Below are 20,722 nucleotides of genomic sequence, written 5' to 3' on the forward strand. Positions count from 1 at the left end.
TACCTTACTTCTTTATGATCGCATCAAACTTACAGTTGGACATACATACGCCGCACTTGATGCACTTGGATTGGTCGATAACGTGAGGCTGCTTAACTGTACCGTTAATAGCCTTAACAGGACAGTTCCTTGCACAAAGGGTACAGCCCTTGCACTTATCGGCAACGATCTCGTAGCTCAGCAGGCTCTTGCAAACGCCTGCAGGGCACTTCTTATCCTTGATATGAGCTTCATACTCATCTCTGAAGGACTTGAGTGTAGAAAGAACAGGGTTCGGAGCAGACTGACCCAGAGCGCACAGAGAGGAGCTCTTCATGTGAGTAGCAAGCTCTTCCAGCTTGTCGATATCCTCCATGGTGCCCTTGCCGGAGGTGATCTTTTCAAGGATCTGGAGAAGTCTCTTTGTGCCCACACGGCAAGGAGTACACTTACCGCAGGACTCGTCAACGGTGAACTCGAGGTAGAACTTGGAGATATCCACCATACAGGTGTCCTCGTCCATAACGATAAGTCCGCCGGAGCCCATCATAGAGCCCAGAGCTACCAGGTGTTCATAGTCGATAGGAGTGTCTATATACTTAGCAGGGATACATCCGCCGGAAGGACCGCCTGTCTGAGCAGCCTTGAACTTCTTTCCGTTAGGGATACCGCCGCCTATTTCTTCAACTACCTCACGCAGTGTAGTACCCATAGGTACCTCAACAAGACCTACGTTGGTGATCTTTCCGCCCAGAGCGAATACCTTTGTGCCCTTGGATGTTTCGGTACCCATAGAAGCGTACCATGCAGCACCCTTGCGGATGATCTGAGCGATGTTGGCAAGAGTCTCAACGTTGTTAAGAACGGTTGGCTTGCCGAAAAGTCCCTTGACAGCAGGGAACGGAGGACGTGGACGAGGCTCGCCTCTGTGACCTTCGATTGAAGTCATAAGAGCTGTTTCCTCACCGCAAACGAATGCGCCTGCGCCAAGTCTGATCTCGATGTCGAAATCAAAGCCTGTGCCGAAGATGTCCTTGCCCAGCAGACCTCTTTCTCTTGCCTGCTGCAGAGCTACTGAAAGTCTGTGAACGGCAACAGGGTACTCTGCACGAACGTAAACAAAGCCCTGATGAGCGCCGATAGCGTAAGCTGCAATAGCCATAGCCTCGATTATAGCGTGCGGGTCACCCTCAAGGATAGATCTGTCCATGAATGCGCCCGGGTCGCCCTCGTCGGCGTTACAAGCAACATACTTTATATCGTTCTGTGAAGCCTTTGCGAACATCCATTTCTTACCTGTCGGGAAGCCTGCACCGCCTCTGCCTCTGATGCCGGAATCAAGGACTTCCTTGATAACGTCGTCCTGAGACATGGAGGTGAGGACCTTGTACAGAGCCTCATATCCGTGAGTTCCTATGTACTCTTCGATGTTTTCAGGGTCAATAACGCCGCAGTTACGCAGAGCGATACGTCTTTGTTTCTTATAGAAGTTAGTCTCTGCAAGAGAGATGATAGAGCCGTCCTCGTGGATAGTCTCCTGGTAAAGCAGATCCTTGCAGATGTTGCCTTCCTTGAGATGCTCCTTAACAACTCTTCTTACGCCCTCGGGAGTAGCCTGCGCATAGAAAACGCCCTCAGGATAAACGATCATGATAGGACCCAGTGAACAAAGACCGAAGCAGCCTGTTCTTACAACGAGTATCTCGTTTTCGATGCCCTGCTGCTTGAGCTCGTCCTCAAGAGCAGCAAGCACTTTTTTACTTCCTGATGACTGGCAGCCTGTACCGCCGCACACAAGCACCTGCTTGCGGTAGCCGGTCTTTTCAGCCAGCTTTTCAGCCTCTGAAGCGATAATACGTCTGACCTTGATAAGGTCGGATTTGGATTCTCTTATCTGATTAAGTTCATTGATGGTCATTATTCAGCTGCACCTCCCTCGTTGCGGTATGAATCAAGTATTTTCTTAACCTGATCGGGAACAAGCTTTCCGTAAACTTCCTCACCGATAGTCATGACCGGTGCAAGTCCGCAAGCGCCTACGCATCTGCATGAATCGATGGAGAAAAGACCGTCGGGAGTGCATTCACCGCTCTTGATGCCCAGCTGATTTTCAACAGCCTCAAGGATCTTGTCCGAGCCTTTAACATAGCAGGCAGTTCCCAGGCAAACGCTGATCTGATGCTTGCCCTTTGGTGTAAGGGAGAACTGAGAATAGAAGGTAGCAACGCCGTACACTTCGGAAAGGGAAATACCCAGTCCGTCAGCGACCATTTGCTGTACCTCCAAGGGAAGATAGCCGTAGATGCCCTGTGCTTCCTGAAGTACAGGCATCAGTCCGCCCGGCTGGTCGTGATGCTTAGCGATCACGTCCTTGAGAGCAGCTTCCTGCTCAGCAGTACCCTTAAATTCGTTCAGGGTTTTTTCTGACATAATATAACCTCCTCAATAAATTTTGCCATAGCTGATAATAAAAAATAGCAAACGCATAAAATACGGGCGCAACAGAGCATTACATACCCATTGTGCCACAACTTGATTATACAACAAAATACGTGAAAATTCAAGCAAATTGCTGTTTTTTGAGTCTTCCTGAGGCTTTCGGATGGAATCGAAAACCGGTTTTCGCTCGGCGTTAATTTTCAGTTAAATATTTGTGAGATGCGTGCATAAAACAGCCGAAACATTGTGCGAATCAAACAATAAAAATGACTGTGTTCCTTCGTTTCAAGTTTAGTTACCTAAACAAAACTAATCATATTTCCGAAATTTTCGCAAAACAATTCTGCATACCTTTTTTGTAGGTTTTTTAAATTCTACGTATTTCATAAATCAAAGGGAGCATTTTGGGGTAATTTTACATATATTTTTTGCCCGAAAATGGTCCGTTTCCACCAAAAAAACGAAACTCGCCTGATTTTCCCAAAAACGTTTTGTTTTCAAAACTTCAATATCCCCGGTGTTGTCCGGCGCTAACAGCAAAACCAACGTATCTACGTTGTTTTCTAATGAAAGTTTAGAATTTCTAAACCGCTTTTTGCACTTCATATAACCTGTCCGCCGAAGGAGAAAAGTTCTGTAAAACACGAAAACAGGCCGGCTGTTAACCCGACCTGTCTCGTAGTAAGGAAAGTAAAATGAATTAAAAATGGAATTAGTCTTTTTTAGCGGCAGCTTCTTTGATGTCGATATACGACTTCATAAGCTCAACTGCACCGTCGATACCTGTCCTGGAGGTGTTAATGCAAAGATCGAAATTCCTTGCCTCGCCCCACTTCATGTCTGTGTAGTAGTTGTAATACGAAGCACGGCGCTTGTCGGTCTTTTTGATAAAGTCCTCCACCTTGTTCTTTTCTATGTCGTATCTCTCAAGGATCCTGCGCTTCTTCTCGGCTGTATTGCCTGTAATAAAGAAGTTCACAACATTCTTTTCTCCCTTGAGAACATAATCTGCGCAGCGACCAACGATAACGCACGGTCCTTGCTGAGCAATGTGTTTTATAGTCTCGAACTGTGCAAGAAATATCTTTTGGTTCATAGGCATTTCTGGGCTTATTCTTCCGTCCGAGCCAACAGGGTAGCTGCCCATTACCAGAGAATAGAGGAAACTGTTTGTGTAAGCCTCATCATTTCTGTCAAAAAGCTCACGGCAAATTCCGCTTTCCTTTGAAGCGAGCTCCAGAAGCTCCTTATCGTAGAAGGGTATACCCAGCCTTTCGGAAAGCTTTTTGCCTATTTCACGTCCGCCGCTGCCAAACTCACGGCTGATAGTAATAACGGAATTCATAAAACAAGCACTCCTTTCCACGGCGGGATAAATCTTACCGTAAGTTCAGTATACCACATTTTAAAGGCTTTGTATAGATTTTGTGAGAAAATTGTTTCACAAATTTGCGCCGTTCGATTTGTATACTTTGACAATAGCACGCAATATATTGTGGATTGTATTGTGTAAAATGCCAATTTCACCCGTTCGCCCAAGCGCATTGTGGTAATGCTTGCCGGTATCCTGTTTGGCTGGTACGTGCAAAAAAAACCGATGCCTGCGCAGAGCAAAGCATCGGTTATGTGGTGTACGATTATGATATACGGTTATCTGATAGCCGCAAAGCCTTTTTCGATGTCAGCGATAATGTCGTCAACATTTTCAAGACCTACCGAGAATCTTACCAGACCGCCGTCAATGCCTGCCGCTACAAGCTGCTCGTCGGTGAGCTGGCGGTGAGTAGCGGAAGCAGGGTGGAGCACGCAGGTACGGATGTCTGCCACGTGAACCTCGTTAGAAGCAAGCTCCAGAGCGTCCATAAACTTAACAGCTGCATCTCTGCCGCCCTTGATGGATATGGAGATTACGCCGCTTGTGCCCTTTGGCATATACTTTTTGCCAAGCTCGTAGTACTTGTCGCTTTCAAGACCTGGGTAGTTCACGCTCTCGCACATTCCCGAATTCTCAAAGTATTTTGCAACTTTGAGTGCGTTCTCGCAGTATCTGTCCATTCTCACAGCAAGTGTCTCAAGACCGAGGTTGAGCAGGAAAGAGGAGTGAGCAGCAGGATAGCAGCCGAAATCTCTCATCAACTGCATTCTTGCCTTGACAATGTATGGTGCGAAAGGATAAGCTTTTGTGTAGATGGTGCCGTGGTAGCTCTCGTCAGGCTCGGTGAACTCGGGAAACTTGCCGTTTGCCCAGTCGAACTTGCCCGAATCTACGATAACTCCGCCGCCCTGTACTGCGTGACCGTCCATATATTTTGTTGTGGAGTGGACAACGATGTCTGCGCCCCACTCGATAGGACGGCAAAGGTATGGTGTTGCGAAGGTGTTGTCAATAATTAAAGGAACACCGTTAGCGTGAGCCACCTTTGCGAACTTTTCAATGTCAAGCACTGTGAGCGCAGGGTTAGCAAGCGTCTCGCCGAATACAGCCTTTGTGTTTGGCTTGAAAGCAGCGTTGAGCTCCTCCTCGCTGGCGTCTGCATCTACGAAAATGCACTCGATACCCAGCTTTTTGAGGGTGTAAGCGAAAAGGTTTATCGTTCCGCCGTAGATAGTTGCAGCCGAGATAAAGCTGTCGCCTGCCTGCAAAATGTTGAGCAGGCTCAGCAGGGAAGCCGCCTGACCGCTGGAAGTACACATTGCAGCGACACCGCCTTCGAGAGCAGCAATCTTCTTTTCAACGCAGTCGGTGGTAGGGTTCTCAAAACGTGAGTAGATAAGGCTCTTGGTAGGGTCGTCAAAAACGTCCGCTACGTCGCTGGTCTTATCGTACACATAGGTCGTTGACTGAACGATTGGCATAACTCTCGGTTCGCTGTTCTTTGGCTTGTAGCCCTCGTGCAGACATTGTGTTTCGATCTTCATTTTACATCAGTTCCTTTCGATATTTTATATCATTTATTATTTGTTTTTATATTATCAGAAGTGTTATTCTGATTGCTTGTTTGACTTTACCTTCTTTATAGTTAAGATGCCAAATGCAAGCATTCCGACACCTGCTATCAGTATCTATATCTTTATTTTAGCAGCCTGTGCAGCACTTTCCATTATGATTCTCGCCTGCTCGGTGAGCGGGATAACGCTGCGAAAAGCGTTCATAGCCTTTTGAGCCGCCATTGCAACAGCAGCGTACATTGTCCCCACAGGGCATTCATCAATTATCCCCTCCGCCGCACGCCACATCAGCTTTACATAATCTGTGATCGTTTCACCGGTCTCGCAGTTTCTGACCTTGCCGAAATCCTCGCTGCCGCAGCTTTTGACTGCGTACTCAAAGATGTTCTCTATATCGGGTGACTTTGCCTGCGCTTTCACCAGCACTGCGCTGACGTAAGTCCACAGGGAGTGGTCATCGCCTGCAAGCTTATTATCCACAAGCTCGGAGAACAGATATTTTTCGCCGGACTTGGATGGGATAATGTCAAACACGCTGCCCGGCGCAAGCCCCTTGCCTTTTACGTATTCGTTAATAACATCCTGCTGACAGGCGTATCCGCAAAGAGCCCCGATACAGCATAAAAATGACTGGGGATGCAAACTGCCGTCAAAACCCTTGAGCCCGGTCAATAATCGTGCGAAAAGCTCGTCGGCACATTTCTTGTAGACAGTCGCATTCATTATACATTTATCTCCGCCACATCGTCCGAAACGCCGTTCGCCTCGATAACAGGCTTTACACAGTTTTGGATAAACTCCTCTACCTGCTGAGGACATCTGCCAATGTAGTTTTCAGGTTTCATTATTGCGTCAAGCTCCTCACGGGTGACCTTGAATATGGGGTCGGCAGCGATAAGATCGGCAAGATCGTTTTCCAGACCGTCCTGCTTGACATGAGCACCTGCGATCATTGAAAGCTCTCTGATATGCTCGTGGAGCTCTTGTCTGTCGCCGCCCTTTTCGCAGGCGTCCATAATAACGTTCTCTGTTGCCATGAACGGCAGCTCTGCCATAACACGCTTGCGGATCATTTTTTCGTATACTACCAATCCGTTTTCGGGATCTGTAACGTTGAGCATGATGTTGAGTATAGCGTCAACGCCAAGGAAAGCCTCTGCAACCGAAATGCGCTTGTTAGCCGAGTCGTCAAGAGTTCTCTCGAACCACTGTGTTCCTGCGGTGAAAGCAGGGTTGAGCACATCGCACATCACGTATCTTGCCAGCGAGCATATACGCTCGTCACGCATGGGGTTTCTCTTGTAAGCCATAGCTGAAGAACCGATCTGGGTCTTTTCAAAAGGCTCTTCTATCTCCTTGAAAGACTGTAAAAGTCTGATGTCGTTGCCAAACTTCATTGCGCTCTGAGCGATGCCTGCCAGTGCAGAGCATACAGCATAGTCGACCTTTCTTGAATAGGTCTGTCCCGAAACGGGTACCACAGCGTCAAAGCCCATTTCCTCAGCAATGAGTTTTTCCAGCTCCTTGACCTTGTCCGTGTCACCGTGGAAAAGCTCCATGAAAGATGCCTGCGTGCCTGTCGTGCCCTTTGAACCGAGAAGTTTAAGTCTGCCAAGCTGGAAATCAAGATCCTCAAGGTCCATTATCAGCTCGTTGCACCAAAGCGTTGCCCTCTTGCCCACAGTGGTGAGCTGAGCAGGCTGGAGGTGGGTGTAAGCCAGGCAGGGGAGTGCCTTGTATTTGTCGGCGAACTTTGCCAGCTGGTCAATGACCTTCACAAGCTTTCTCTTAACTATGCGCATAGCATCACGCATGATTATGACATCTGTGTTGTCGCCAACATAGCATGAGGTGGCACCCATGTGGATAATGCCCTTTGCCCCCGGGCAGGCGTCACCGTAGGTGTGAACGTGGGCCATAACATCGTGGCGGAATTTCTTTTCGTACTGAGCCGCCTTTTCGTAGTCGATATCGTCCAGGTGAGCCTCAAGCTCGTCCACCTGCGCCTGAGTAACGTTCAGACCGAGCTTCATCTCCGCACGGGCAAGAGCCACCCATAGCCGTCTCCATGTAGAGAATTTTTTGTCTGCGGAGAATACGAACTGCATCTCCTTGCTTGCGTATCGTGTGCAGAATGGGCTTTCGTAGCTGTTTGTCATAGTTATCTCTCCTTTAAAGTAATAAAAACACAAACTATTATACCATATAATAAGAAAGAATGCAAGACAAATTTGCACACACAGCAAAAAAGCAGCCCGAGAGCTGCTTTTGATGTGTTATGCTTTTTTGCCGAGAGTAATATCCAATGCCTTATCAACTGTTTTAGGCGGATCAGGATATTGTCCGACAAGAGAACTGTCTTCCGTTTCTGACCATTGTGCGTAATTACTTGGATCTGCATGACCATTTTTATCTATTGAAATGGAAATGTAACCGTTTTCTATACCTTCTTTTTTCAATGCAGCTTTGACTTCCTTTCCGACCGCATTGTCATCAGGTAGTTTGTCAACAGGTCCGGTGTATTCCAAAGGGTCAACGGGTTGGGCTTCAACAACGAGGTCCGAGATATAATTGTCTGCCGTGTTGAATGCGAGTTTTGCATTTTCGTTTGCAGTTTTAAGCATTTCGGTATTGTCCTGTTCGCTTGAACTGCCGCTGTCTGCCGTGCTTGAACTGTCTCCGCAGGCGGTCAGACACATAGCCAGCAATACGGCACAAAGAACTTATAATAGAAACTTTTTCATAGGAACACGCTCCTCAAAAAATATTTTTAGTACCAATAAGTACTATAATCACAATTATACGTCAAAAATATGTTAAAGTTAATAGTACCGAAAGGTACTAAAACCTTTTTAGCAGATATTACAAATTTGTGGGGTGATTTTTATGTATTTTCCAAGGCTCCGTGACCTGCGTGAGGACGCAGACATGACCCAGGCGCAGGTCGCAAAGCTGCTCTTTACAAGCCAGACCGTCTACTCCCGCTACGAGCGTGGAGCTCTGACTATCCCCGTTGAACATCTGCTTATCCTTGCCGACATCTACGGCGTTTCCACCGATTATATTCTGGGCAGAACGGATATAAAAAAGAAAAAATAACGGCATTTTGCACATCAAGGTACGAAATGCCGTTTTATTTTATCCTTTGTTTACAGTCTGTATTTGACACGGACGTTCAGAAATGTTATAATAAACCGTTCACTGTACTATATAAAGGAGAGTAAAAAATGATCACAGTCTCAAACGTAAGTCTTTCGTTTGCAGGTCAGACACTTTTCAAGGACGTTGACCTAAAATTTACCGAGAATAACTGCTACGGCATCATCGGTGCCAACGGTGCAGGCAAATCAACCTTTTTGCGTATCCTCTGCGGAGAGCTGGAGCCAACCACGGGAGAGGTGATTATCCCAAAGGATACCCGCCTTTCCGTCCTGCGTCAGGATCACTTTGCCTTTGACGAGTATACCGTTCTGGACACGGTGATAATGGGCAATAAGCGCCTTTATGACATAATGCAGGAAAAGGATGCCCTTTATGCCAAGGAGGATTTTTCCGAGGAGGACGGCGAGCGTGCAGGCGTGCTTGAAAGCGAGTTTGCAGAGCTTAACGGCTGGGAAGCGGAAGCCGACGCCTCAAAGCTCGTACAGGGCTTGGGTCTGCCCGAGGAAATACTTTATTCCCGGATGTCCACCCTCAGCGGTAACGAGAAGGTCAAGGTCCTGCTTGCACAGGCACTTTTCGGCAACCCTGATATAATAATGCTGGACGAGCCTACCAACCACCTTGATATTGACGCCATAAGCTGGCTTGAGGATTTCCTCACCGACTATTTCGGCACCGTGCTTGTGGTATCCCACGACAGACACTTCCTCAACAATGTCTGCACCCATATCGTGGATATAGACTACACAAAGATAAAGATGTATGTCGGAAACTACGAGTTCTGGTATGAGTCCTCACAGCTTATGCAGAGAATGATAAACAACCAGAACAAAAAGACCGAGGAAAAGATAAAGGAGCTGCAGGAATTTATCCAGAGGTTCTCGGCGAACAAGTCAAAGTCCAAGCAGGCGACATCGAGAAGAAAGCTGCTTGACAAGCTCACCGTTGAGGAGCTTCCGGCATCATCGAGAAAATACCCCTTTATCGGCTTTACAATGGACAGGGAGCTGGGCAAGGACGTGCTGAAAGTCAACGGCATATCAAAGACTGTTGACGGTGTAAAGCTGCTCAATAACGTGTCCTTTACACTTTCAAGGACCGATAAGGTTGCTTTTATCGGCGAGTCGGAGCAGGCGATAACCATGCTGTTCAAAATACTTGCCGAGGAGGAAGAGCCGGACGAGGGAACGATAAAATGGGGCGTTTCCACCTCAAGGTCATATTTCCCCATAGACAACTCAAGCTATTTCAACGACAACGATACCACCATAGTTGACTGGCTGCGTCAGTATTCCCGCTCGGAAATAACCGATACCTACCTGCGTGGCTTCCTGGGCAAAATGCTTTTCTCCGGAGACGAGATATATAAGCCCGTCAAGGTCCTCTCGGGAGGCGAAAAGGTAAGGTGTATGTTCTCACGCATGATGCTTTTCGGGTCAAATGTTTTGATACTTGACCGACCTACCAACCACCTGGACCTTGAGTCTATAACCGCCGTAAACAACGGACTGTCCGACTTTAAGGGCGTTGTCATATTTGCGACCCACGACCATGAGATAGCCCAGACAGTGGCAAACAGAGTTATCGAGATAACCCCCGAGGGCTGTCTTGACAGAATGGGAACATACGAAGAATTCCTTGACTTTCGCCGTGAAAGAGGCATGAAGTCGTTTATAGAGTGAAACTACTAAAAAAGTCATCACAGAGTTTCCGTGATGACTTTCTTTTTTTACTTGTCCAAAAGTGCCAGTATATCTTCCTTTGGCATAGCACCCACGCTCTTTGCGGAGATCTGTCCATTCTTCAGCACCACCAGCATGGGAATACTGCTCACACCGAACTCGGATGCCAGCTCTCCCTGATCGTCAACATCCACCTTGCATACCTTGATGTCGCTGCGCTCCTGTGCGATCTCGTCCACCAGAGGCGATACCATTCTGCATGGTCCGCACCATGTTGCGAAAAAGTCAATAAGCACAGGCTTGTCCGAGCGCATTACCTCATCTTCAAAATTTAAATTAGTCAGGTTTATAACTGCCATTTTTCATTCCGCCTTTCTTTTAATCCTTTGATTTGTAATAAAGCATACAGTGGCAAAAGCCCTCAAAATTCGGGTCTGCTATCTGATCTCTGAACTCCTTGCACATACACTTTGTGTCCTCGGTCTTTTCCAGCCTGCAAGGGCAGTATCCACCCTTTTTTGCAAGTCCCTCTTTTATTGCCTTAACAGTCTCCTTGTCCTGATTAAGTCGGATACTCATCCTCATCGCTCCCTTCTTCAAAATGACCAAGCATCTTGTAAAGAATGCCGTAAATAGACTCCAGCTCCTCAATGCTCAGGTTGACACAGTGTGCCACACAGGCGGGAACATCCTTTACCGCTTCCCGCAGATCCCAGCCCTGCTGAGTCAGACTTATCCTTACCACACGCTCGTCTTTCTTTTCACGCTTGCGTTTAAGATACCCCTGTTTTTCCAGCTTTTTAAGCATAGGTGTCAGCGTTCCGCTGTCAAGAAACAGCCGCCTGCCTAATTCGCCCATGGTGGGACTGCCGCCCTCCCACAGCACCATCATCAGAATATACTGTGTATAGGTCAGCCCCAGAGGCTTGAGATAGGGGGTGTATTGCTTAACTATCTGCCTTGCGCAGGCATAAAGCGGAAAGCAAAGCTGGTTTTCCAGCCTCAAAGCAGGGTATTCATTGTTTGTCATACTTATCATCTCACATTATCCCGGCAATATACTCCTCGACCTTGTCCATGCTCACAGTAGGCTCAAAACGCTTAACAACATTTCCCTGTCTGTCAACAACAAACTTGGTGAAGTTCCATTTTATCTCCGGATTGTTATTATAGTCCTTATCTATTGTTTTAAGCATAGCCTTCATAGCCATTGCCTTTACACCGCTTCCGAATCCCTCAAATCCCTGCTGTGACTTCAGATATCCGTACAATGGAAGTGCATTCGGACCGTTAACGTCCGATTTTTTCATCTGTGGGAACCGGGTGTTGTATTTAAGTGTGCAGAACTGATGTATCTCCTCGTCTGTACCGGGAGCCTGCCCCTTAAACTGATTGCAGGGGATATCGATTATCTCAAAGCCGTTGTCATGGTGATGTTCATACATTTTTTCAAGTGACTTGTAGTGTGGTGTGAACCCACAGCCGGTTGCGGTGTTGACTATGAGCATTACCTTGCCCTTGAAATCCGAAAGGGATACCTGTGTGCCGTCCGGTGCTGTTACATAATAATCATAAATGTTCATTTTTAGCCCTCCTTTTTATATTTTTTACAATTATATTGTATCAAATATAATTTGATTTGTCAAGCCCTTTTCTAAAAAATTTCTCTTGAAAAACGGGGCAGGCTATGTTATACTTATCCTAAGGATTTTGGGGTAAGATCTGCCGCTGCCCTTGGGCTCTTACGGGAGGCGGACGGCGGAGGGATATCCGGCGGCAGGGGAGAACAACCGTAAGCCACCATAACAAACATATCCCGGACAAGGAGGAAAGGCATGAAGAAACGCTGTTTTGCACTTTCTGTGCTAATAATGATATGCGCTGTGCTTTTTGTGGGCTGCGGTGAAGAAAAATACGAGCTTGACGGGGTCGATGTGAGCAATATACAGGTGGATCTTGTTCGTGGCAGCGACGCCACATTCAAGTTTGACGTAAAAAACAGTTCAGACGAAAGCGTTTCTTTTGATGCGGGAAAATTCACCTTGAAGCTGGACGGGGACGACAATAAGATCATACGGTTCATGGGCGGAAAGGAAACCATAGATGCTGACAGCAAGGACACCGTTTCCTATCTTGTATATGAAAATCACCCGGAAATGAAAGAGGACGACACAGTAAAGGTGTATTTTGACGACAAGGAGATCTGCGAGGTGAAGGTGGGAAAGATCGAGCTGTAAGCAGGGAGACAAGCCGCACTAACCGGAAATACTTTAATGTAAAAAATAAAGCTCCGTCGGGGAACCGATCCTCGGCGGAGCTGTTTTGCTGCCTATTCTATTCAGAAACTTACGTAGAACTTTGCCTGGTGGTGACCGCTGCTGTCGTCGCCGATCATTTCCGCTTTAAGGATAGTGATAGGGGTGATGGGGGCGGATTTTTCGCCGTCGTCGCCTGTTTTACGCTCTATTTTAAGGAAATCGTCAACCACTTCCATACCCTTTGTCACCATGCCGAAAGCAGCATAGTTCCCGTCGAGGAAGGTATCTTTGTCGGAATAGCAGATAAAGAACTGGCTGGATGCACTGTTGGGATCGGTTGTTCTTGCCATTGAGACAACGCTTCTTTTATGGCTTATGGTATTTTTGCTGAAACCGTTGGCGGAGAACTCGCCGTTGATAGTTGAGGCTTGCTTTTGTTTTCCGTCCAGGTCAAAGCCGCCGCCCTGAGCCATAAAGTTTTCGATAACTCTGTGGAACACGGTACCGTCGTAGAATCCGTCCTTGACCAGCTTTTCAAAGTTTTCGCAGGTCACGGGGGCATACTCGCTGTAAAGGGTGATAACAAAGCTCTTGTTCTCATCCAGCCCCACAGATGAACTGCTTTCCTGAGCCTGAGATGAGCTTTTGCTGCTGTCGGCAGTGCTTGAGCTGTTGTGTCCGCATGATGACATTGAAAGCACCATTACTGCTGCGCAGGCAGTGCTGACAATGGTAGAGAGAAGTTTTCTTAATTTCATAATTACTTTCCTTTCCCGGTATGTTCAATACCATTTTCAGATATCGCTGTTTTCATAAATAATGCTGGAAAAGCTGCCGCCGCAGGCATTGACAAGGTCGGAGGGGGAGAGAAGTATCTGCGAGCCCAGCCTTCCTCCGCTTATGATTATTCTGTCATGCTCACGTGCGGACAGATCCACCACGGTGGGGAACAGTTTTTTCATGCCAAGAGGGGAGCACCCTCCTCTGATATACCCTGTGACGGAATTTATATCCCTTACATGGAGCATCTCCACGGATTTTTCCCCCACAGACCTGGCGGCTTTTTTCATATCAAGCTCTTTGTCCACGGGGATAACGAAAACAAAATATCCCCCGCTTTTTCCCTTTGTCACAAGGGTCTTGAAGGAGCTTGCGCAGTCCTGTCCCAGCTTTTGAGCGATCTGAATGCCGTCGATAAACTCGTCACACTCATAGGTGTTCACCTCATAGTTTATCCCTTTGCTGTCCAGAATACGCATGGCATTTGTCTTTATGTCCTTATCTTTTTTTGCCTTACCCATTTACTCGGACATCTCCACTATCTTTGCGATTATGTCCGCACAGGTCTCATAGCCCAGTTTACCGCTGTCAAGGCATATATCGTAGCTGTCGATGCTGCCCCAGACCTTATTGGTATTGGAGGAATAATACTTTGCACGCTTTGTGTCGTACTTTTTAAGTCTGTCCTCAACGTCCTCATACTCGATCCCGTGATTTTCAGTTGCGTTCTGCACACGCTTGGTAAGGGGTGCGGTAATGAACACGCTCAGTGTCTTGACCTTGTTTTTAAGGATGTAGTCGGCGCATCTTCCCACGATAACGCAAGGCTCTTTGGAGCAGATATCAAGTATTATCTCGGCTTCTGCGGCAAAAATCTTCTCCGCAAGGGTAAGCTCCGACTGACCGAAGATGTTTATAGGGGTTTTGAGCCAGTTCATCATGCTTTCCTCGTATTTTGCCACTTCGGTCATGGGCACGCCAACCTTTTCGGCAGCCTGCTCCACAAGCTCTCTGTCATAGCATTTTACACCCAGCTTTTCTGCCGCCAGCTTGCCGATATCGCTTCCTCCGGCACAGAATCTTCTGCCTATGGTGACGACCTTTATCTTTGCCATTTTATGACCTCCTTTGCCCCGGGCGATTGTACCGGGCGATGTTATAATACACACCTATTATAATACTTTTTGAATCATATGTCAATGAATGGCACAGTATGTTAAAAGTTTTGGGAATATTATTGACAATCAGGAGCCATTGTTGTATAATGTATAGTGTATTTTTGTAGCTATATGAGAGTATGCCCACAGGATAAAGACAACAAAATGCGAACTAAAAATAAAGGTGGAAAGATAAAATGGGTCTTGTTGACAAAATTTTCGGAAACTACTCCAAGAAGGAGCTTAAAAAGATAGAGCCTTTGAAGCAGGCTGTGCTTGACCTTGAGGAAAAGTACAGCGCTATGGATAACAAAGAGCTTTCTTCACAGACACAGGTGCTGAGAGAGAGAGTACAAAACGGTGAGACGCTTGACGATGTGCTCACGGATGCTCTTGCGGTTTGCCGTGAGGCGGCGTACAGAGTTCTTGACAAAAAAGCTTATCCGGTACAGATAATCGGTGCTATCGTGCTTCACCAGGGACGTATCGCCGAGATGAAGACAGGTGAAGGTAAGACGCTGGTGGCTTGTCTTGCGGCATATGCAAATTCCCTTGACGGCAAGGGCGTTCACGTTGTTACCGTCAACGACTATCTGGCAAAATTCCAGTCCGAGGAAATGGGAAAGGTGTTCAAGTTCCTGGGCTGCACTATCGGCTGTGTTCTGCCGGGAATGAGCAACGACGATAAGCGCATAGCGTACAACTCCGACATTACCTACGGTACCAACAACGAATTCGGATTTGACTATCTGCGTGATAACATGGTCATCTACAAAAAGGACAAGGTCCAGAGAGAACACTCCTTTGCGATCGTGGACGAGGTGGACTCCATACTCATAGACGAGGCGAGAACTCCGCTTATTATTTCCGGTCAGGGAGACAAGTCTACCCAGCTTTACACCCTTGCAGACAGATTCGCCAAGACCCTGAAGGCGGTCAAGGTAGTGGAAATGGACGACAAGGCTGATAACGACGCTCTGGGCGGCGACTACATCATTGACGAAAAGGCAAGGACTGCAACACTTACCAAGAGCGGTGTGAAGAAAGCTGAAAAGGCTTTCAACGTCATCAACCTTATGGACACCGAAAATATGACGCTTCTGCATCATATCAACCAGGCTATCAAAGCCAACGGCACCATGAGAAAGGATATAGATTACGTTGTAAAGGACGGTCAGGTGCTCATTGTTGACGAGTTCACCGGTCGTATCATGATAGGCAGACGTTTCAATGACGGTCTGCACCAGGCTATCGAGGCTAAGGAAGGCGTTGAGGTGGCAAGAGAGTCAAAGACTATTGCGACCATTACCTTCCAGAATTACTTCAGGCTTTACGAAAAGCTTTCAGGTATGACAGGTACTGCCCTCACAGAAGAGGACGAGTTCAGAGAGATATACAGACTGGACGTTATCGAGGTGCCCACAAACAAGCCTATCGCAAGAATAGACCACCCGGACGTTATCTTCAAGACGGAAAAGGGCAAGTATAACGCTGTTATCGAGCAGATAAAGGAATGTCACGAAAAGGGACAGCCGGTCCTGGTCGGTACGGTATCTATCGAAAAGAGTGAATACCTGTCCAAGCTTTTGAAAAACAAGGGCATCAAGCATGAAGTGCTCAATGCCAAGTATCATGACAAGGAAGCACTTATCGTTGCACAGGCAGGTAAGTTCGGTGCAGTTACCATTGCCACCAACATGGCAGGACGTGGTACCGATATTATGCTGGGTGGTAACGCAGAGTACAAGGCTCTTGCACAGCTCCAGAAGGAAGGCTACACCGAGGAAGTGGCTGTGGCAGCTTCCGGTCCTTCGGTAACGGAGGATGAGGAGATACTTGAGGCAAGAAAGAGATACACAGAGCTTTATAAGGATTATTCTGCCGAGGTAGCAGAGCTTGCCGACAAGGTAAGAGAGGCAGGCGGACTTTACATTATCGGTACCGAAAGACACGAGGCAAGGCGTATAGACAACCAGCTCCGTGGTCGTTCGGGACGTCAGGGTGACCCGGGCGAGAGCACATTCTTCCTATCCCTTGAGGACGACCTTATGAGAATTTTCGGCGGCGACAAGGTAACAGGCATAATGGACGCTCTGAAGGTGGACGAGAACACACCTATACAGTCAAAGATGCTTTCCAACATCATCGAGTCTTCACAGAAGAAGATAGAGGGAAGAAACTTCAATATCAGAAAGAATGTCCTCAACTACGACGACGTTATGAACACTCAGCGTGAGATAATCTACTCACAAAGACAAAAGGTGCTTGACGGCGAGGACGTTCACGATTATATCGTAAACATGATAAACCAGTATGTTGTGGATTCGGTAGACGCTTATCTGCTGGACGATGACATCAAGGACGACTGGAACCTCACAGGTCTTAGGGATCATCTGGCAGGTATCCTTACCACAGAGGACGATTTCAACTACACCGTTCAGGAGCTTGACGATGTGAACAAGGAAGATATCGTCAAGGAGCTTACCGAAAGGGCAGAGGCTATTTACAAAAAGCGTGAGCAGGAGCTGGGAACAGAGCTGCTTCACGAGGTAGAAAGAGTTTGCCTGCTCAAAGTCGTGGACACAAAGTGGATGGCTCACATCGACGACATGGAGGAGCTGAAAAAGGGTATCGGCCTTCGTTCCTACGGTCAGAAGAACCCTGTTGTCGAGTACCGTGTTGAGGGTATGGATATGTTTGACGACATGGTGGCTTCTATCCGTGAGGACACAGTAAGAATGGTATTTACCATTCAGGTGAGAAGAAACGAGGAAGCTCCACAGCGTGAAGACGTTTACAAGGAAAACAAGGTACATCACAACATGACTATCCGCAGAAAGGAAAAGATAGGCAGAAATGCTCCTTGTCCATGCGGAAGCGGCAAGAAATACAAGAACTGCTGCGGTGCAAACAAGACTACCACCGCACAGGACGCAAAGTCCGGTAAGGACACAAAGGAAAAAGACGAGGATAAGTCGGAAGAATAAATCACAGTGCAGGGCGGTAAAGGAGATTTTTCCGCCCTGTTTGCGCAGATAGCGGGGGAGACTATGAACGCACTGGCATTGATTTGTACTATAGAGCTGCTGGCATCAGCATTTGCATGGTATATGGACCTGTTCATATTTTGGGTGGTCGGATTTATAGGGTTTATGATAATGCTTCCGGTCACCGTGGCGGCGTGGATAGGGTACTTTTACAACAAGGCGAGAATGGCGCAGGGCAAGCCGAAGGGGAACGTGCTTGTGATCTTTGCGGTATTTACGGGAATTTGCTTTGTGGTAGATTTTATTTTCGGTTTGGTTTATTTTAATAGCCAAAACGCACCGGACAAGTTCGGATACGCTTTTATGATGCTGTTTCTCGTATCGCCGATACTGTTTATGGAGTTTATGGGAACACTTATCGGAGCCATCGTCAAAAGCAAGGATAAGCCCCGGAACAATGTTCCCTACGGGTTTTATGCAAACCCTGTAAATACACAATATAACAGTATGTATCAGGGCTATCCCGGCGGTGGATATCCCAATTATCAGAACTATCCTAATCAGAATGTAAGCTATCCTAATTATCCCAGCTATCAGAACGGGAATTACCCGAACTATCAGAATAACCCCAATGGGTACTATCCATACGACCCGAACAACAATTATCAGAACAATGATTTCGGCGGGAGATAAATATGCAGTACGTTTACAGAATGGCGGATATGGGCGACCTTGAGATGCTTGTTTCGTCAAGGGTAATGGTGCTCAGGGCGGCGAACAAGCTGCCTGATGATGCAGATATGAACGAGATCGAGGCGCAGTCGAGGGAGTATTACAAAAAAGCGCTTGCAGACGGCAGCCACACGGCGTATCTCGTGTTTGACGGCGACAGGCTTATCGGTACGGGCGGCATGAGCTATTACAGCGTTATGCCCACCTGTGATGTGCCCACAGGCAAAAAGGCGTATGTGATGAATATGTACACCGACCCCGAGTACAGACGGCAGGGTATTGCTTACAAGACGCTCGAGCTGCTGGTTGAAGACGCAAAGGCAAGGGGAGTGGAGCACATCACGCTCGAGGCGACGGATATGGGCAGACCACTTTACGAAAAGTACGGCTTTGTGCAGATGCAAAGCGAGATGCAGCTGGATAGGGGGAAGCAATGCAGTGCTAAAAATCATTGCTGCTGTCGGTAAAAATAATCAGCAAAAGCCCTTTTGAACAGTATATACAGCATTATGCTGATGATAAATTGAAATCCAATAACGAAAGGTTGATAAAAATGACAGCATTCAAGCCGGCAGATATTCTTCTGCCAAAGAATACGGATATGACAAAGTGGGCGGTGGTTGCCTGCGACCAGTACACCAGCGAGCCGCAGTACTGGGCGGACGTTGAAAAGATAACTCAGGGCAGCAAAACTACCCTTGACCTTATCCTGCCCGAGGTTTACCTTGAGGGAGACGATGTTGATACACGTATCGCACGTATCCACGAGAAGATGAACGAGTACACGGCACAGGATTCCTTCACCGAGTACAAGGATTCGCTTATCTATATTGAGCGTACTCAGGCGGACGGAAAGGTGAGAGCAGGCATTGTGGGCGCTATCGACCTTGAAGAATATGACTACAACAAAGGGTCAAAGAGCAAGGTAAGGGCTACCGAGGCAACTGTTGTTGAGCGCATACCACCGAGAATAAAGGTAAGGCGTGGTGCGCCTGTGGAGCTGCCCCACATAATGATACTGATAGACGATGTGAAAAAGCAGGTAGTGGAGCCGCTGGCTGCAAAGAAGGACAGCTTTGAAAAGGTGTATGACTTTGACATGATGAAAAACGGCGGTCACATAACCGGCTGGCTTATAGACAAGCAGACACAGAGCGAGCTGCTTGCTGCTTTTGACAAGCTGGACTCACAGGCTGAATTCAATGAGCGTTACGGTTACGAAAACGAAGCTCCCCTTACTTTTGCAATGGGCGACGGAAACCACTCTCTGGCAACGGCAAAGGCATTTTATGAGGAGCAGAAGGCGCAAAACCCCGGCAAGGACATGACAAATGCAAGGTGCAGGTATGCGCTTGTGGAGATAGTTGACCTTCATTCTCCTGCGCTGGAGTTTGAGGCTATACACAGGATCTGCACAGGCATTGACAGAGCAAAGCTTATGGCTGAGATGACCGAGGCTCTGGGGCTTTCAAAGGAGCCGAGCGAGCAGAAGATAACCGTTGTTACAGACGCAAAGCACGAAGATCTTTATATCCACAAGCCAAGCTCAAAGCTGACTGTGGGTTCGCTTCAGAATTTCCTTGACGCTTACATGAAGGAAAACGGCGGAAAGATAGACTATATCCACGGAACAGAGGTAATAGACAGCCTTTCAAACAGCGGTGACGCTTTGGGAGTGCTGCTGCCTGATATGGCAAAGTCGGAGCTTTTCCCCACAGTTATCTGTGACGGTGCGCTTCCCAGAAAGACCTTCTCTATGGGTCATGCATGGGACAAGAGATATTATGTTGAGGCAAGAAGGATAGCTGATTGATGGAATATTTGTATGAGACCCACTGCCACACCTCTCAGGCAAGTGCCTGTGCATCGGTGACGGGAGGGGAGCTTGCAAAGTTTTACAAAGCCCGGGGCTATGACGGCATTATTGTCACAGACCATTTTTTCAATGGCAACACCTGCATCGACCAGAGCCTTGACTGGGAGAAAAGGTGCGAGCTTTACTGCGCCGGATACAAAGACGCAAAGCGTGTAGGCGACCGGATAGGTCTGACGGTCATGTTCGGTATTGAGTATTCATACAAGGGCACAGACCTGCTGACTTACGGTGTGGACGAGGACTGGCTGAAGGCACACCCTGAGGTCATGGAGATAGATGTTCACGAGTATATAAAGCTCGTTCACGAAAGCGGCGGTATGATCGTTCACGCTCACCCGTTCAGAGAGGCATGGTACATTGACACCATAAGGCTGTATCCTTACGAGGTGGACGCTGTGGAGGTATTCAATGCGGGTAATCATGATGCGCAGTTCAACCGCCGTGCGTTATGGTACGCTGACAGCTACGGGCTTACAAAGACCGCAGGCTCGGACAGGCATGACACGGCGGACAAAGGCTGCGGGGTGACGATATTTAATGAAAAAATACACACCATACAGGATTATATAAGGCTTGTGAAGTCCTCGGGGATCTCACGGCTTATAGGCGAATACGAATAAAAAAACTCCCCTTTCCCGGGGAGATTTTTTTGCGTCTTTTTTCACAGAGCTTTCATTTTAGATTAAAGTATATTTAAGCTAAGGCGGTTATACTTTAAACA

At 47.4% G+C, this 20,722-nt stretch carries 22 protein-coding genes; 8 read left to right on the forward strand and 14 right to left on the reverse strand.

Annotated elements, in window-relative coordinates; all coding sequences use genetic code 11:
- Positions 1-4 precede the first annotated feature (4 nt).
- From nuoF to T494_RS0105105, 7 genes are all read right to left on the reverse strand, one after another.
- Positions 5-1,897, reverse strand: coding sequence for an NADH-quinone oxidoreductase subunit NuoF (gene nuoF, locus T494_RS0105070; RefSeq protein ID WP_081777225.1), 1,893 nt, complete (start codon positions 1,895-1,897; stop codon positions 5-7).
- On the reverse strand, positions 1,897-2,409 hold the full coding sequence (gene nuoE, locus T494_RS0105075; RefSeq protein WP_028505360.1) for an NADH-quinone oxidoreductase subunit NuoE: 513 nt from the start codon (positions 2,407-2,409) through the stop codon (positions 1,897-1,899). Before nuoE ends, nuoF begins: the two co-directional genes overlap by 1 nt.
- A gap of 721 nt (positions 2,410-3,130) precedes the next feature.
- Positions 3,131-3,763, reverse strand: coding sequence for a cytidylate kinase-like family protein (locus T494_RS0105085; protein WP_028505362.1), 633 nt, complete (start codon positions 3,761-3,763; stop codon positions 3,131-3,133).
- Positions 3,764-4,068: 305 nt separating this feature from the next.
- A complete protein-coding gene (locus tag T494_RS0105090; RefSeq protein ID WP_028505363.1) occupies positions 4,069-5,337 on the reverse strand; it encodes an O-acetylhomoserine aminocarboxypropyltransferase/cysteine synthase family protein in 1,269 nt (422 codons plus the stop codon).
- Between the two features lie 144 nt (positions 5,338-5,481).
- A complete protein-coding gene (locus T494_RS0105095) occupies positions 5,482-6,090 on the reverse strand; it encodes a hypothetical protein (protein WP_028505364.1) in 609 nt (202 codons plus the stop codon).
- Positions 6,090-7,526: an adenylosuccinate lyase gene (purB, locus tag T494_RS0105100; RefSeq protein ID WP_028505365.1), complete on the reverse strand. Its 1,437-nt coding sequence runs from the start codon at positions 7,524-7,526 to the stop codon at positions 6,090-6,092. Before purB ends, T494_RS0105095 begins: the two co-directional genes overlap by 1 nt.
- A gap of 117 nt (positions 7,527-7,643) precedes the next feature.
- Positions 7,644-7,991, reverse strand: a complete 348-nt coding sequence (locus T494_RS0105105) for a hypothetical protein (protein WP_028505366.1) — start codon at positions 7,989-7,991, stop codon at positions 7,644-7,646.
- Positions 7,992-8,253: 262 nt separating this feature from the next.
- Here T494_RS0105105 and T494_RS0105110 point away from each other — a divergent pair, with 262 nt between their 5' ends.
- Together T494_RS0105110 and T494_RS0105115 are read left to right on the forward strand one after the other, a co-directional pair.
- On the forward strand, positions 8,254-8,466 hold the full coding sequence (locus tag T494_RS0105110; protein WP_028505367.1) for a helix-turn-helix transcriptional regulator: 213 nt from the start codon (positions 8,254-8,256) through the stop codon (positions 8,464-8,466).
- A gap of 128 nt (positions 8,467-8,594) precedes the next feature.
- A complete protein-coding gene (locus T494_RS0105115; protein WP_028505368.1) occupies positions 8,595-10,211 on the forward strand; it encodes an ATP-binding cassette domain-containing protein in 1,617 nt (538 codons plus the stop codon).
- A gap of 47 nt (positions 10,212-10,258) precedes the next feature.
- Here T494_RS0105115 and trxA read toward each other — a convergent pair whose 3' ends face one another.
- Genes trxA through T494_RS0105135 form a run of 4 tightly spaced genes read right to left on the reverse strand, consistent with a single transcriptional unit; the run spans position 10,259 to position 11,794 of the window.
- Positions 10,259-10,570, reverse strand: a complete 312-nt coding sequence (trxA, locus tag T494_RS0105120; RefSeq protein ID WP_028505369.1) for a thioredoxin — start codon at positions 10,568-10,570, stop codon at positions 10,259-10,261.
- Between the two features lie 19 nt (positions 10,571-10,589).
- On the reverse strand, positions 10,590-10,790 hold the full coding sequence (locus T494_RS0105125) for a ferredoxin-thioredoxin reductase catalytic domain-containing protein (RefSeq protein ID WP_028505370.1): 201 nt from the start codon (positions 10,788-10,790) through the stop codon (positions 10,590-10,592).
- The gene (locus tag T494_RS0105130) at positions 10,774-11,241 is read right to left on the reverse strand and encodes a MarR family transcriptional regulator (protein WP_037344034.1); all 468 of its coding nucleotides are present in this window, start codon (positions 11,239-11,241) and stop codon (positions 10,774-10,776) included. Before T494_RS0105130 ends, T494_RS0105125 begins: the two co-directional genes overlap by 17 nt.
- Before the next feature lie 10 nt (positions 11,242-11,251).
- Positions 11,252-11,794: a glutathione peroxidase gene (locus tag T494_RS0105135; RefSeq protein WP_028505372.1), complete on the reverse strand. Its 543-nt coding sequence runs from the start codon at positions 11,792-11,794 to the stop codon at positions 11,252-11,254.
- Between the two features lie 252 nt (positions 11,795-12,046).
- On the opposite strand from T494_RS0105135, the gene T494_RS0105140 reads away from it, so the two are divergent.
- Positions 12,047-12,448: a hypothetical protein gene (locus T494_RS0105140; RefSeq protein ID WP_028505373.1), complete on the forward strand. Its 402-nt coding sequence runs from the start codon at positions 12,047-12,049 to the stop codon at positions 12,446-12,448.
- Between the two features lie 101 nt (positions 12,449-12,549).
- Here the strand turns inward: T494_RS0105140 and T494_RS12370 are convergent, their stop codons facing one another.
- From T494_RS12370 to T494_RS0105155, 3 genes are read right to left on the reverse strand one after another with little or no spacing between them, the layout of a single operon-like run.
- A complete protein-coding gene (locus T494_RS12370) occupies positions 12,550-13,227 on the reverse strand; it encodes a peptidylprolyl isomerase (RefSeq protein ID WP_051540109.1) in 678 nt (225 codons plus the stop codon).
- A gap of 36 nt (positions 13,228-13,263) precedes the next feature.
- Positions 13,264-13,770 carry a Cys-tRNA(Pro) deacylase gene (gene ybaK / locus T494_RS0105150; RefSeq protein ID WP_028505374.1) on the reverse strand — a complete coding sequence of 169 codons (507 nt, stop codon included), beginning with the start codon at positions 13,768-13,770 and terminating at the stop codon, positions 13,264-13,266.
- Positions 13,771-14,364, reverse strand: a complete 594-nt coding sequence (locus tag T494_RS0105155; protein ID WP_028505375.1) for a cytidylate kinase-like family protein — start codon at positions 14,362-14,364, stop codon at positions 13,771-13,773. It abuts the gene before it with no gap.
- A 239-nt stretch (positions 14,365-14,603) separates the two neighbouring features.
- On the opposite strand from T494_RS0105155, the gene secA reads away from it, so the two are divergent.
- From secA to T494_RS12385, 5 genes are all read left to right on the forward strand, one after another.
- Positions 14,604-17,393 carry a preprotein translocase subunit SecA gene (gene secA / locus T494_RS12375; protein WP_081777227.1) on the forward strand — a complete coding sequence of 930 codons (2,790 nt, stop codon included), beginning with the start codon at positions 14,604-14,606 and terminating at the stop codon, positions 17,391-17,393.
- Between the two features lie 6 nt (positions 17,394-17,399).
- Positions 17,400-18,086, forward strand: a complete 687-nt coding sequence (locus T494_RS0105165) for a hypothetical protein (RefSeq protein ID WP_028505376.1) — start codon at positions 17,400-17,402, stop codon at positions 18,084-18,086.
- 2 nt (positions 18,087-18,088) lie between these two features.
- Positions 18,089-18,592, forward strand: a complete 504-nt coding sequence (locus T494_RS12380) for a GNAT family N-acetyltransferase (RefSeq protein WP_051540111.1) — start codon at positions 18,089-18,091, stop codon at positions 18,590-18,592.
- 86 nt (positions 18,593-18,678) lie between these two features.
- The gene (locus T494_RS0105175) at positions 18,679-19,938 is read left to right on the forward strand and encodes a DUF1015 domain-containing protein (protein ID WP_037344044.1); all 1,260 of its coding nucleotides are present in this window, start codon (positions 18,679-18,681) and stop codon (positions 19,936-19,938) included.
- The gene (locus tag T494_RS12385) at positions 19,938-20,621 is read left to right on the forward strand and encodes a PHP domain-containing protein (protein WP_037343983.1); all 684 of its coding nucleotides are present in this window, start codon (positions 19,938-19,940) and stop codon (positions 20,619-20,621) included. Before T494_RS0105175 ends, T494_RS12385 begins: the two co-directional genes overlap by 1 nt.
- Positions 20,622-20,722 lie beyond the last annotated feature (101 nt).

The organism is Ruminococcus sp. FC2018, from assembly GCF_000621805.1.
Taxonomy (GTDB): domain Bacteria; phylum Bacillota; class Clostridia; order Oscillospirales; family Ruminococcaceae; genus Hominimerdicola.

Coding starts and splice junctions, on each gene's coding strand:
- nuoF (WP_081777225.1), bottom strand. CDS start 1,897: ATGACCATCAATGAACTTAATCAGATAAGAGAATCCAAATCCGACCTT.
- nuoE (WP_028505360.1), bottom strand. CDS start 2,409: ATGTCAGAAAAAACCCTGAACGAATTTAAGGGTACTGCTGAGCAGGAA.
- T494_RS0105085 (WP_028505362.1), bottom strand. CDS start 3,763: ATGAATTCCGTTATTACTATCAGCCGTGAGTTTGGCAGCGGCGGACGT.
- T494_RS0105090 (WP_028505363.1), bottom strand. CDS start 5,337: ATGAAGATCGAAACACAATGTCTGCACGAGGGCTACAAGCCAAAGAAC.
- T494_RS0105095 (WP_028505364.1), bottom strand. CDS start 6,090: ATGAATGCGACTGTCTACAAGAAATGTGCCGACGAGCTTTTCGCACGA.
- purB (WP_028505365.1), bottom strand. CDS start 7,526: ATGACAAACAGCTACGAAAGCCCATTCTGCACACGATACGCAAGCAAG.
- T494_RS0105105 (WP_028505366.1), bottom strand. CDS start 7,991: ATGCTTAAAACTGCAAACGAAAATGCAAAACTCGCATTCAACACGGCA.
- T494_RS0105110 (WP_028505367.1), top strand. CDS start 8,254: ATGTATTTTCCAAGGCTCCGTGACCTGCGTGAGGACGCAGACATGACC.
- T494_RS0105115 (WP_028505368.1), top strand. CDS start 8,595: ATGATCACAGTCTCAAACGTAAGTCTTTCGTTTGCAGGTCAGACACTT.
- trxA (WP_028505369.1), bottom strand. CDS start 10,570: ATGGCAGTTATAAACCTGACTAATTTAAATTTTGAAGATGAGGTAATG.
- T494_RS0105125 (WP_028505370.1), bottom strand. CDS start 10,790: ATGAGTATCCGACTTAATCAGGACAAGGAGACTGTTAAGGCAATAAAA.
- T494_RS0105130 (WP_037344034.1), bottom strand. CDS start 11,241: ATGACAAACAATGAATACCCTGCTTTGAGGCTGGAAAACCAGCTTTGC.
- T494_RS0105135 (WP_028505372.1), bottom strand. CDS start 11,794: ATGAACATTTATGATTATTATGTAACAGCACCGGACGGCACACAGGTA.
- T494_RS0105140 (WP_028505373.1), top strand. CDS start 12,047: ATGAAGAAACGCTGTTTTGCACTTTCTGTGCTAATAATGATATGCGCT.
- T494_RS12370 (WP_051540109.1), bottom strand. CDS start 13,227: ATGAAATTAAGAAAACTTCTCTCTACCATTGTCAGCACTGCCTGCGCA.
- ybaK (WP_028505374.1), bottom strand. CDS start 13,770: ATGGGTAAGGCAAAAAAAGATAAGGACATAAAGACAAATGCCATGCGT.
- T494_RS0105155 (WP_028505375.1), bottom strand. CDS start 14,364: ATGGCAAAGATAAAGGTCGTCACCATAGGCAGAAGATTCTGTGCCGGA.
- secA (WP_081777227.1), top strand. CDS start 14,604: ATGGGTCTTGTTGACAAAATTTTCGGAAACTACTCCAAGAAGGAGCTT.
- T494_RS12380 (WP_051540111.1), top strand. CDS start 18,089: ATGCAGTACGTTTACAGAATGGCGGATATGGGCGACCTTGAGATGCTT.
- T494_RS0105175 (WP_037344044.1), top strand. CDS start 18,679: ATGACAGCATTCAAGCCGGCAGATATTCTTCTGCCAAAGAATACGGAT.
- T494_RS12385 (WP_037343983.1), top strand. CDS start 19,938: ATGGAATATTTGTATGAGACCCACTGCCACACCTCTCAGGCAAGTGCC.